9 protein-coding genes are annotated in these 12295 nt (G+C 44.2%); 3 read left to right on the forward strand and 6 right to left on the reverse strand.

Features of this window, described 5'->3' with window-relative positions; translation table 11 throughout:
• Positions 1-134 precede the first annotated feature (134 nt).
• The 3 genes from RB622_RS28055 to RB622_RS28065 form a co-directional block, all read right to left on the reverse strand.
• Complete coding sequence (locus RB622_RS28055; RefSeq protein WP_308050131.1) at positions 135-887, reverse strand: SDR family NAD(P)-dependent oxidoreductase; 753 nt, start codon at positions 885-887, stop codon at positions 135-137.
• 48 nt (positions 888-935) lie between these two features.
• Complete coding sequence (locus RB622_RS28060; protein ID WP_308050132.1) at positions 936-2663, reverse strand: S41 family peptidase; 1728 nt, start codon at positions 2661-2663, stop codon at positions 936-938.
• Positions 2664-2750: 87 nt separating this feature from the next.
• A complete protein-coding gene (locus RB622_RS28065; RefSeq protein ID WP_308050134.1) occupies positions 2751-4700 on the reverse strand; it encodes an acetoacetate--CoA ligase in 1950 nt (649 codons plus the stop codon).
• Positions 4701-5074: 374 nt separating this feature from the next.
• Here RB622_RS28065 and RB622_RS28070 point away from each other — a divergent pair, with 374 nt between their 5' ends.
• On the forward strand, positions 5075-6718 hold the full coding sequence (locus tag RB622_RS28070) for a pseudouridine synthase (RefSeq protein ID WP_308050135.1): 1644 nt from the start codon (positions 5075-5077) through the stop codon (positions 6716-6718).
• Between the two features lie 73 nt (positions 6719-6791).
• On the opposite strand, the gene RB622_RS28075 is transcribed toward RB622_RS28070, so the two are convergent.
• Together RB622_RS28075 and RB622_RS28080 are read right to left on the reverse strand one after the other, a co-directional pair.
• A complete protein-coding gene (locus RB622_RS28075) occupies positions 6792-8333 on the reverse strand; it encodes a Do family serine endopeptidase (protein ID WP_308050136.1) in 1542 nt (513 codons plus the stop codon).
• 202 nt (positions 8334-8535) lie between these two features.
• Entirely contained in the window at positions 8536-8967 is a 432-nt protein-coding gene (locus RB622_RS28080; protein ID WP_308050137.1) for an Hsp20/alpha crystallin family protein, read from the reverse strand.
• A 293-nt stretch (positions 8968-9260) separates the two neighbouring features.
• Here RB622_RS28080 and RB622_RS28085 point away from each other — a divergent pair, with 293 nt between their 5' ends.
• Both RB622_RS28085 and RB622_RS28090 read left to right on the forward strand, forming a co-directional pair.
• Complete coding sequence (locus RB622_RS28085) at positions 9261-10802, forward strand: histidine kinase (RefSeq protein WP_308050138.1); 1542 nt, start codon at positions 9261-9263, stop codon at positions 10800-10802.
• Positions 10803-10836: 34 nt separating this feature from the next.
• Positions 10837-11541 (forward strand): LytTR family DNA-binding domain-containing protein, encoded by a 705-nt coding sequence (locus tag RB622_RS28090; RefSeq protein WP_308050139.1) that lies wholly within the window; start codon positions 10837-10839, stop codon positions 11539-11541.
• Positions 11542-11548: 7 nt separating this feature from the next.
• On the opposite strand, the gene rnc is transcribed toward RB622_RS28090, so the two are convergent.
• The gene (gene rnc, locus RB622_RS28095; RefSeq protein ID WP_090337817.1) at positions 11549-12295 is read right to left on the reverse strand and encodes a ribonuclease III; all 747 of its coding nucleotides are present in this window, start codon (positions 12293-12295) and stop codon (positions 11549-11551) included.

Below are 12295 nucleotides of genomic sequence, written 5' to 3' on the forward strand. Positions count from 1 at the left end.
TAGGTTGTCTGCGGCCCATTTTTCCTGATTTGCTTATAACTAAAGATAATCAATTCTGAAAAAATAAACAACACTATATACGCAAAAAAAGAGACTGCCCTTTTGAGACAGCCTCTTTAATGATGACCTGTTTATTATTTGCGGTAAATCGTCGTAGCGGCGGATTGAGCGGCGGCTAAAATGGTCACATCGGCAATCGTCACACGTGCTGGTGCATTGACCGCGTACAAAATTGTATCGGCAATATCACTGGCCTGCAAAGGATCAAAACCCTGATAAACCTTTTCCGCCCGTGCCTCGTCACCCTTAAACCGCACCAGCGAAAAGTCGGTTTCAACCGCCCCCGGAGCAACATTGGTTACTTTTATACCATGCTGTGTTAATTCAAGGCGCATTCCTTCGCTCAAAACTTCCACAGCCGCCTTTGAAGCACAATACACAGCGCCGTTGATATAAGTCTGTTTGCCTGCCACCGAACTGATGTTGACAATATGCCCTTTCCCATTGGCAATTAGTGTCGGAATTATTGCCTTGGATACATAAAGAAGCCCCTTTACATTGCCATCGATCATGGCATCCCAATCCTGAACATCCCCCTCGTCCAAAGTACCAAGTCCATGTGCATTACCTGCGTTATTGACGAGTATATCAATATTTTTCCATTCCTCAGGCAAAGAAGTGATCGCATCGAAGACTGCTTTTTTATTTCTTACGTCAAAAAGCAAAGTCGTGGTTTTTACCTTACCGGACAATTCCGCAACGACACCTTCCAGTTTTTCCTGGCGACGGCCACACAAAATGAGATTTATACCTGCCTCGGCAAACGCTTCTGCTGTGGCTTTTCCTATGCCGGAGGTTGCTCCGGTGATTAATGCAATTCGGGACATTATAATTTTTGTATTTATCAACGCCTATCACAAAATGTTAACCGCCGACTATTTATCAATCTTTTTTGTATTTAAACTACTAAAATTTCCGTGCTCAAGTTCAGCGGCTTTATCAAAAAGTTTTAATGCACTCCGATAAACATTGTCCGTTGGGTTAAGCACTTCATAAACCTCATTGTTCAAACCGTTCTTACGTTTACGGCCCCAAACATAACGGCCGATAATCGCCTTGGTTTGTGAAACCACAACGGGTTTCGAGCGGTTCAGTTCTTTTTCATTTAACTTGATCCCCGACCGGGCAGCGTCCTTAACCAGCTCACCAACCATTGCATCCGACACTTCGAAAGTTTTCAGGAATTCATTAAACGTTTGTTTTTCTAGCCTTTTCTGGTTTTCATTGGCATAACGAAGCGCATATTCGCGGATAATATTTTTGGCATAAAGCTCAAACAAATACTTGCTGTTCATCACCGTATCACGCGGTACAAACACATCCGGCATAATTCCGCCGCCGCCGTAAACCGTCCTTCCGCCATCCGTCTTATATGCTTTCGTTTTATCAAACTTAATGCTGTCTGCGTTGAAGAATTCTCCACTGTCATAGCGATGCGTCAGATCCTGGTTATAATCTTCGCCTTTGCCCATTTCGTAAGGTTTCTGGATACTGCGGCCGCTTGGCGTATAATATCTCGAAATCGTCAGGCGTAATTCAGCGCCATCAGAAAGTTTGATAGGCATTTGCACCAATCCTTTTCCGTATGACCTGCGTCCGACAATCAGCGCACGGTCATGATCCTGCAAAGCACCAGCCAGGATCTCAGACGCCGACGCGCTTCCTTCATCAACCAGTACTACAACGGCGCCTTGTTCAAACCCGCCTTCCACATGCGAGCGCGTTTTTCTGTTAAAACGGCTGTCCTTTCCTTCAGTGTAAACCAATAGTTTATCTCCCGAAATAAATTCATCCGCCATACTCGTCGCCCTTTCCATGTATCCTCCGGGGTTCCCGCGAAGATCCAGCACGAGCTTTTTCAATCCGTTGGCTTTAAGCGTAGTTAATGCCGATTTAAACTCGTCGAAAGTTGTTTCAGAGAAACGGCTCACCTTGATATAACCTATTTCCTTATCAACCATATACGCTGCATCGACAGAATAAGTCGGAATGCGGTCGCGGACAACTTCAAAATTCATCTTATCCTTTAAACCGAGACGTTCTATCGTCAGCGTAACCTTCGTTCCGCGCTTGCCGCGAAGCAGTTTGTAAACCTGGCCATTCGTCACACCCGGTGCTGAAAGAACGTCCTTATTCACTTTAATAATACGGTCACCACTCTGAATACCAGCCGCTTCCGATGGGCCGCCGCTCAGGGGTGTCACCACATAAACCGTATCGTTGTAAATGTTAAACTCAACACCAATGCCGTCAAATCCGGAGTCCAGCTGGGATCTCGCTGCGGTTGCCTCTTCAGTATTGAAATACGCCGTATGCGGGTCCAGCTTTTCCAGCATTTTTGAAATAGAATAATCAACCAGCTGTTCAGTATTCACAGAATCGACATAGTTGTTTTCTACCAAAAGCAAAACCTCCCGGAATTTTGCATATCCCTTTGCCACATCCGTCAGCTTTTTGCCCCCGCTGAAAAAAGTACTTCCAATCAGCATCCCCGCTGCCAGGGTAATGCTGATGATAATGGGCAAACGGATGATTGATTTTGAATTGTGGACGGGCTCTTCGGCTGGAAGGTTTTCGCCCGTACTTTTATTTTCTGTGTTCATCTAAATTGTCTTGAGAAAACAAGATACTCAATAACCTTAAAAAATTCTGCGGTTGTTTTGTTTTATTTCATTTATGCAGCAACAATTTTAAACAAACCCATCCAAAGCTTCCGGATTCCGCATCGTGTCACGGCTTACGGCTTTTGCCGGATCCATACCCATAAGTATTTTTTTGATCGGCGCTTCCATTTTTTTGCCGTTAATGGTATACGGAATGGCAGCAACGGCTTCGATCGTATCCGGGACGTGGCGCGGGCTGTACTGCGTTCGCAACACTTCCTTGATTTTTGCTTTCAGTGCTTCTGTAAGTTTTTTATTGTCTTCCAGGACAACAAAAAGCGGCATAAATCCTCCTCCGTCCTCTTTTTCAAGATATACAACCAAACTATCCTTGATATCCGGAATACTTTCAACCGCACGGTAAACTTCTGCGGTCCCGATTCTCACACCGCCCCTGTTTAATGTTGCATCGGACCTCCCATAAATAACAACGGATCCGCGGGACGTAATTTTAATCCAGTCCCCATGACGCCAGACATTGGGATAGTTTTCAAAATAACTGCTGTGATAGCGCTCATTATCTTCATCATTCCAAAAATAAATTGGCATGGACGGCATCGGCTGGGTGATTACCATTTCGCCTAACTGATCAATAACCGGATTCCCGCTTTCATCAAAAGCTTCTACTTTGGCACCCAGCGCGCGACATTGGATTTCGCCGGCATAAACGGGTTCCATAGGGTTTCCCGCCACAAAAGCACTGCAAATATCTGTTCCCCCGCTCAGAGATATCAGCTGAACATCCTTTTTCACATGCTGATAAATCCATTCGAATACTTCCGGAGGAAGTGGAGAACCGGTGGAACCAATTGTTTCCAAATGAGAAAGCCGCTCGGACAGCATGCTGGTGTCTGATTTCATACACCCTATAAAAAAAGCTGCGCCGCTGCCAAAATGATTGATTTTTGCCCGTTCGGCCAGCGTCCATAAAACCTGGGCGGAAGGATAATTCGGAGATCCGTCGTACAATACCAACGTAGTACCGCAAAGCATGGACCCAATCGCATAATTCCACATCATCCAGCCGGTGGTGGAATACCAGAAATAACGGTCACCAGGTTTTACATTCTGATGAATGGATAATATTTTCAGATGTTCCAGCAAACAGCCGCCTACACTGTGGGTGATCGCTTTGGGCTTTCCCGTTGTTCCGGAAGAATAAAGCACCCAGATCGGATGGTGAAAAGGAACCGCTTCGAAATCGATCCCAAAATTGGGCAGGTGCAAAATATCTTCCCAGGAAGTGACCCGCTCCGGCTTGGTTTCTGAATCAATGTTAGCGATCATCACCAGATCTTTCACAGACGGCAACGCGCCCCCCAATTCCATGGCAGCTGAAGTTGTATCGTAAGTTTTTCCATTGTAATGATAGCCATCAGCCACAAAAAGCACCTTGGGTTCTATCTGGGAAAACCGGTCGACAATCCCTGCTTTTCCAAAATCCGGTGAGCAGCTTGACCAAACCGCTCCGATTGCGTTAGCCGCAAGAAATGCAACCACGGCCTGCGGAATATTAGGCAATACCGCCGCCACCCGATCCCCCGGTTTAACACCCCGGTGACGCAGCCAGGTAGAAACGGCAGCCACCTTTGATTCCAGTTCATCCCAGGAAATTTTTGTCAATCCATTCTGCTCTGACTGGAAAAGAATGGCAGGATGGTCCTTTGTTTTATTTCTAAAAATATGTTCCGCATAATTCAGCCTTGCCCGCCTGAACCACTGCGTACCGATCATCCCCTTTTTGGGACGATGTAAAACTTCCAGATAAATATCGTGTGACTTGATATTAAAATACTGCCATAAGCTCTCCCAGAAGTCTTCAATGTCCGTTACCGACCAATCCCACAGATCCTGATAACTCCGAAAATACAGTCCTTTTTTCACAAACAGCCAGTCCATATACTTTTTAAGGTTCGACTGTTCGGTGAGTTTTTTACCGGGTTTCCAAAGAGGTGAGAGCTGTATATCCGTAGGCATAGATTGTGCAGTAATGAATGAATAACGCGTTGATGGTCCATGGTTTTTTCAAGAACCGGCAGGGATTCATTTTGCCTTAACCGGAACTCTTATTCCTGTTTTGTTTGTTGCCCCTTAGTAAAATACGGGTAACGATTATTACTAACGCAGCAATGCTGTTTTTCGGATAAAAGAAGCGAAAATATTTAGTAATAAAAATTAATGTATCTTTGCATTTAAAAATATAAATAACACATAGTACTCTGAACATCAGATACGTTTGTCAATGCGTTTTAGTGGTTTTCTGTTATGACAACGGTCATCAATTCCACTAACCCAGGTAACAGCAAGTTTGTAGAGAGGAAAACAAATCCAGTAGTGATACTGCATTCCTAATGAGAAAAAGAATAACGAAATCAAGTGATGCGAGCTCTTCGCGTCCTCCAGGAAGAAGCAATGATGGCGCAGGCCGTCCATTTGGTAAAAAACGCGTAGAAACAGAAAGCCGTTTCAGCAAGCCAAGCATCAAAAAATCCAGTCTTAGAGTAGTTAACAGAAACGCAGATTCTCCAAAACCTTCGTACGACAGACAATCCGGCAGCGAAAAACCGCGTTTTGATAAACCTCGTTTCGACAGGTCGCCACAAGGCTCGGACAGACCAAGCTTCGATAAGCCACGTTCTTTTGATCGTGGAGGAGATTCCCGTGGATTTAAACCAAGAGGTGAATCTGCACCAAGAGAAAGATCAGAAGGTAGAAGTTTTGATAAACCGGGTTTCGATAAGCCACGTTTTGAAAGATCTGAAAGACCTGCTTTTGACAAACCACGTGCTGGCCGCGACGGAGATTCCCGCGAATTCAAGCCAAGAGGCGAGTTTGCACCAAGAGAAAGATCAGAAGGTAGAAGTTTTGATAAACCGGGTTTCGATAAGCCACGTTTTGAAAGATCTGAAAGACCTGCGTTTGACAAACCACGTGCTGGCCGCGACGGAGATTCCCGTGAATTCAAGCCAAGAGGCGAGTTTGCACCAAGAGAAAGATCGGAAGGCAGAAGTTTTGACAAACCAGGCTTCGATAAGCCGCGTTTTGAAAGAGGAGGAGATGTCCCACGTCCTTTCAAACCAAGAGAGGATCGCCCATCAAATGGCCGGCACGAAAAATCAGGCTTCAAAAAAAAAAACGTTTTTGAAGAGGTAGTCCAAGATCCGTCAGCGGAACAACATGCCAGTGAAGAAGCGGCCAACCGTCGTGTTGGTAGATTTGAAACTGCACCCCGTTATAATTTAAGTGGTTACGAAAAAAAACCAGGGGCGAAACGCAAGGAACAAAGTTCTGAAATGCGTTTGAACCGATATATTGCCAATGCAGGAATTTGTTCACGTCGTGAAGCAGATGACCTGATCGCAGGCGGCCAGATTTCTGTGAATGGAAAAGTCATTACAGAAATGGGTTATAAAGTAATGGTTTCAGATGTGGTAAAATTTGGTAAAAAAGCACTAAATCCTGAAAAACTGGTTTACGTGCTTATTAACAAACCAAAAGATTACATCACAACGACCGATGATCCGGAAGAGCGTAAGACAGTTCTGGATTTGATCAAAGGTGCCTGCTTCGAGCGTATTTACCCGGTGGGGCGTTTGGACAGAAACACAACCGGATTGCTTTTGTTAACCAATGATGGTGAACTTGCTGAAAAGCTGACACACCCATCTGGCGGTATCAAGAAAATTTATCAGGCTGAGCTGGATAAACCGATCACCACGGAAGATTTCGAATTGCTTCAGGCTGGTTTAGAACTGGAAGATGGTTTTATCAAGCCGGACGAAGTAGGAATCGTTACCGCTGACGCAATGGTTGTTGGTCTGGAAATTCACAGCGGAAGAAACAGGATTGTTCGTCGTATGTTCGAACACCTTGGTTATGAAGTTCAGAAGCTTGACAGAACCGTTTTTGCCGGATTGAACAAGAAAGATTTACCACGTGGCAAATGGCGCTTCCTGAGTGAAAAAGAAGTGGTCAGATTGAAATTTATGCTTTAATAGTTTCAATAGCCATAAAAAAATAGTCCTGGAAAATTCCAGGACTATTTTTTTATGGACTTACCGGATCAAACTATAATCTGAATCCGAATGAATAAACGTCATAAGGTGCATCTGCATACAACCCTTCAAACTGAACCATGGATTCTGCTTTGCCTTCCAGCGTAGCTTCCAGTTCTTTCACGGACTTTACAGGTTTGCCATTTACTTTGGTGATGATAAATCCTTCTTCAACACCCGTTCTCGCCAGTTTACCACCGTCAATAGAAAGCACTTTCACACCGCCATCAACCTTGTAACGGGTCAGGCGTTGTTTTTCCTGATCGTTAAGGTTACCAAACTGAGCACCTAACACACTCATAACCGCAGCAGATTCATCCCGTTTCAGGATATCTGACCCGCCTGTACGGTTACGCAACGTAACATTAAGATCTTTTTCAGCACCATTACGGTTGACGGTAACCACAACCTTATCACCAGGCTTATGCAAACCGATAGACTGCTGCAATTCAGGAATTGAATGGGTGTTCTGGCCATCTACTTTAACGATCACGTCACCTTTTGTGATTCCGCCCGCTTTCGCTGCACTATTTTCTGTGAAATCACGTACATAAACGCCATCGTTAACTTTCACACCATATTCCTCTGCTTTGCGGCTATCCAGCTCGTCCAATGAGATACCTAAATATCCACGCTGAACGTTTCCGAATTTGATCAGATCACCTGAAACTTTTTTCACAATACTTGAAGGCACGGCAAAAGCATAACCTGCAAAACTTCCGGTTGGACTTGCAATGGCCGTATTGATACCGATCAATTCCCCTTTCAGGTTCACCAGCGCACCACCGCTATTACCCGGGTTTACTACCGCGTCTGTCTGGATAAAAGATTCTAATGGAGAATCTCCGGTTGTCGCGGCAGTCGGCTTGGCATTGCCATAGCGACGGTTCTGAGACTGACCAATAATGCCTAATCCACGTCCTTTTGCACTTACAATACCCGCCGTAACGGTGGATTCAAGGTTAAATGGGTTACCAACGGCAACTACCCACTCTCCTACTTTCACAGCATCCGAGTTTCCAAAAGTTATAGCCGGAAGGTTTTTGCTTTCCACTTTAATGACCGCAATGTCCGTCGACGGATCCGTACCGACTACCTTCGCACGAAGCTTGCTTTTATTAGAAAGTGTAATCTCTAATTCCTGAGCACCTTCTACTACGTGGTTGTTTGTTACAATATAACCGTCCTGTGAAATGATCACACCCGAACCCGATGCTTCTGACGACTGAGGCCCACGAGAACCGCCGCCACCAAAATCATCTCCAAAAAAATCACGGAATATATCCGGAATATCGCCCTGCCCTCCGCGTGAAGTCCTGGCCATCGTCGACTTAATGTGCACCACCGTTGGTGTTGTCGCTTCCGCTGCATATACGAAATCGCCAGGCGCACCTGTCGGTGAACCAGTCGAAGTAAAACGTGCCAGTGATTCCGAGGGAGATTCCTTAAAAATGACATCTCTGTCACCATTTGAACTTAAAAGTTTAAAGCCCGCGAGGGTTGATGCGCTCGAAAGCAGCCCAACCAATACCAGAGCTTTCCAGTTTGTTTTCATATCCATTTGTTGGGATTATATTTTATGAATGTGTAACGTAAACGCGCTATGAATTTATTCCCTTCCTGTGATCATTTAACATATTTTAACAAAGGTATGAATCTGATAATTCACTAAAACATCTTTTCCGGGAATTATTATGTGCTACGCAAGAAAAAAGGGCGTTATTCATGATAAATAACGCCCTTTCCCAAATTAAATTTTAAGCAATTTCAATTTCACGCAATGGCTTTTCAATAGCTTCCTCCCGTTTCGGAAGTACGATATTCAAAATACCGTCTGCGTAGGTTGCCGCAATTTTTTCGCCGTCAACCGCGTTAGGCAAGGTGAAAGTCCTTTGGAAAGAACCATATTTAAATTCCCTGCGGGAATATCTCTCCGTAGCTTCCTCCTCTTTCTGCTCCTTTTGCGCTGAAATTGTCAACTGGTTCTTTTCAAGATTCAATTTGAAATCTGATTTTTGTAAACCCGGTGCTGCCACTTCAATCCTGAATCCTTCTTTGCTTTCCACGACGTTAACAGCCGGAACACTGCCTGCATAAGCAGGTGCGAAAAATTCATTTAAGGCTTCTTTTCCAAAAAGTCCGTTATACAACTTAGGATTTGCAAAGTGGGTTTTTACTAATGTGCTCATTGTGCTATAAGATTTAATGTTTTTGATTTTAAGTTTAGTACCGTTGCGGTATGTTAGGTATTTAACAACTTTCGGACCGAAGCAAAAAAACGAAAAACAATAAGACAAAATGTCATTAAAATTAATTTTTCAGAAAATTGACCGACAAAATGTCTTATTTATCTCTAAAATTTGTTCATCTCATGCCATTTTTTAGCCTGCCTGGCGAGTTCACCCCATAATCCGCGGCGTTCACACCATTTATTCTTCCAGCGTGACCGCCTTTACTAGCTTTGAAGAAAAAAAATGAAACTATGAACCTACCTATCATTCGCCGATTCGAACTTTGGTTTATTCTCAGCATATTTATTTCCTATACGGTCAGAACACTGCTGTGGTCTGCCTGGAAATTTGAGCAAATGATTTCCAACCTGAGGCAACAGGGAATAAAGGTCAATTCGATACTGGACGACCTGCAATTCTATAACCACACCTCGGATTACAACATACCTTTTCTGGGAGCAGCCCTTTTCAGCTTTGCTGCCTGGTACCTGTTTCACTTCAAGATTTTTCCAAAAATTGAAACCGAAACCTTTCACTGGAAAGATGTTATACCGCTAACCGTCGCCGTGTCCGTCACAATCCTCGCGGCGGCAGCACTGGGTCACGTCACCCGGCTCGATTATAAAATGGATCCCCTCGGGCAAATTGCCGGGTTAAAAATCCTTTCCGATTTCAGGAAATTATATATCCTGTCCGATGCAGCCACTTTGATCGCAATCATCTGCGTGTATGAAGCGGTGGCGCAAAGCTTTTACAGATATTACGATACCCTCATCACACGATTTGAAGAGCGGAAACTTACATATATTTTGCTGACCGGCGTCACTGCGCTGTTTGTTTTCTTCACCATCATCTGGGGGATTATCCCATCGCTTTTTTATTCCATCGGCATGCGGCAATTTTGGTCTCTTCTTTTGTTTTTGATACTGGTTTATGTTTTGCAGGAATATTACTTCAGAAAGGTATATGTGGTGATGCACAATCCCAAAGCACTGCTTATCCAATCGTATCCGCTAACGGTTTACATTGCAGGCCTCCTGCTGGGTACCTGCCTGATGTGGGCGATCAATGCCCGTTTTCAGCACCACACGCCACCTTTCATCATTTTTGCGGCCATGGCTTTGTACATGGCATCCATGGCGATTGCTTACATTAGAAAAAACCAGCAGAAGCAGCACCAGATTTTACAGACGGAGGTTTCTACAAAATCGGCAGCGTTATCCAGTTTACGTTCTCAAATTAACCCGCACTTTTTATTTAATGCGCTGAACAGCCTGTACGCGCTGGCACTGAAAGAAAACAGTGAACAAACTGCCGATGGGATTCAAAAACTTGGTGATATGATGCGGTTTATACTTCATGAAAACAACCACGAACGCATTACTTTAAAAAGTGAAGTGGAATATCTGCACAATTATGTTGAAATTCAACGCATGCGTCTTGACGAAAGTCAGGATATCGAGATCAGGGTTAATATCCAGGAGCCTGAGCTGGAGATTTCTATTGCACCCATGTTATTAAATCCGTTTATTGAAAATGCATTTAAACACGGGATCAGTTTTAAAAAGCCAAGCTGGATCTATATCACCCTGACGATGGACGCAAACAAGATTTATTTCAAAGTGCATAATTCATTTCACAAGCAAACGGGCATTGATCCAGAAGAACGCATGGGCGGAATTGGGCTGGAAAATGTAAGAAAACGTCTTGCCCTGATATACCCCGATAACCATGTGCTTGACATACAAAAATCAGAAAGCGATTTTTTTGTTGCCCTCACTTTAACTTATTGAGGATAACTTTACAAAACTCCGAACCGGAAAATCTATGCCGCTGAAAGCCATTGCCATTGATGATGAACCCAAAGCCCTGGAAGTTGTAAAAATGCACGCATCCAAGGTCCCGTTTCTCGACCTGACTGCCTGTTTTACCAATGCTTTTGAAGCCATTCCCTATATCAAAAAGAACAAGATCGATTTGATATTTCTGGACATTAAGATGCCCGACATATCCGGTATCGAGTTTGTCAATTGTTTTACAAATCCGCCTATGATTATTTTCACCACGGCTTACTCAGACTATGCGGTGCAGGGTTTTGAGCTGGATGCGGTCGACTATTTGTTAAAACCATTTTCACTGGCACGGTTTACCAAATCCTGCAACAAGGCACTGGAAAACAGCAGTCTCAGGAATGGGGAGTCCGAAAAATTCATCTTTGTAAAAACAGGTTACGAGGAGGAGAAGGTATTTCTGAACGACATTCTGTACCTGGAAGCGGACGGTAATTACATTTCCTTTGTCCTCAAAAATAAAAAACTACTGAGCCGCCAGTCTTTAAATGAAATCGCGACGATTTTGCCCGAAAATGATTTTATCAGAATCCACCGGTCCTACATTGTGGCTTTAAGCAAGATCGAAAAAATCAGCAGGCAGGAAATCACCGTAGCGGGAATGTCCCTTTCCGTGGGTGTTTCTTACGAAGAAAAAATGAGCGAAATAAGACAAAAACTGAAAATGGAAGCCGGAATTTAACGCTGGCTTATTTCAATTCCAGCTGTTCACAGGCCCTCTCAGAAGCAGATTGCTCGGCTTTCTTTTTGGTAAATCCATTGCCGACTGCAAACGGCTCGTCGTTGACAAGTATCTGGGAAATAAATTCGCGGTGATGGCGGGTTCCGCGTTCTTCCAAAATCTCGAAGCGGATTTCCTTTCCTTCACGCTGTGCCCATTCGATGATAAGGCTCTTGAAGTTGATATTATTCTGGATGATATCGTCCAGGTCGTAATGCGTCAGCAATTTGCTGATGATAAATTTCCGGGTAAAGCGAAATCCTTTATCCAGATAAATCGCTCCTACAAACGCTTCAAGCGCATCGCCATACATGGACGAACGGGGCGACATACCACGGCGGTTGCCATCGTATTCAATAAGCCTGTCCAGACCCAGTTTGCGGGAAATTTGATTCAGGGATTCACGGTTAACAATCCGGGAACGGATTTCCGTCAGGAATCCCTCGTCTTTGTAAGGATACTTGGTAAATAAAAACTCAGCAACGACCATCCCCAACACAGCATCGCCCAGATATTCCAGCCTTTCATTGGATTCACGAAAACCCTTGATAGCCGTTTCACGAGACGCTGAGGTATGGCGGAATGCCAATTGGTACACGCCCAAATTAGACGGGCGGTCGCCAATTACATGCGCAATAGATTCCTTAAATTTCTTATCCTCAGGACTTCCGGTTCTGAATAGGGCGAGGATCGGTAAAAGAATTCGTTTTGCCAA

The sequence above is a fragment of the Dyadobacter sp. LHD-138 genome (assembly GCF_030929615.1).
GTDB lineage: Bacteria > Bacteroidota > Bacteroidia > Cytophagales > Spirosomataceae > Dyadobacter.